The following is a 408-nucleotide window of genomic DNA, read 5'->3' as shown; positions in this document are numbered from 1 at the left end:
GCAGGCAATAACGCGGGCTCTTCAGGCGCACGTCGCCGAACAGGGTATGGAAGGTTACGGGATAGCTGCCCTTGCTACGCAGACGGCGGCCATCCCGGTCGCGATTTTCCCTGAGCCAGACGTCGACCTGCGTTTCCACCACTGAAGCCTGGCAAGCAGGGCCTTGCCCTCGGCAAGCGACAGGCCGAGATCTTCGGCGCCCCTGGTGACCTTCGCCAGATCGGCGACGACTTCGCTGGCGATTAGCCCTCCGTCGTCGCCGGTGATTTCCATGATGATCCGAACCTGCATGCCGCACCTCTTACAACGTGTTTTCCCGAATAGCCGGAGTGGAAACTCGATGTTTGCAAAACATCGGTTTGCACACCTCGACCGTGCCGGAAACAGTGATGGGGATCGTCAGTTAGC

General features: G+C 60.0%; 1 pseudogene. It reads right to left on the bottom strand.

The features are described from left to right. Positions 1-291, bottom strand: a pseudogene (locus tag ACWGTO_RS33895) (ISKra4 family transposase); the annotation flags it as partial. Positions 292-408: the final 117 nt, after the last annotated feature.

It is taken from the genome of Mesorhizobium sp. PL10, assembly GCF_053714315.1.
The sequence above is the reverse complement of the archived record's forward strand: the minus strand, read 5'-3'. Positions and strand labels throughout refer to the sequence as shown.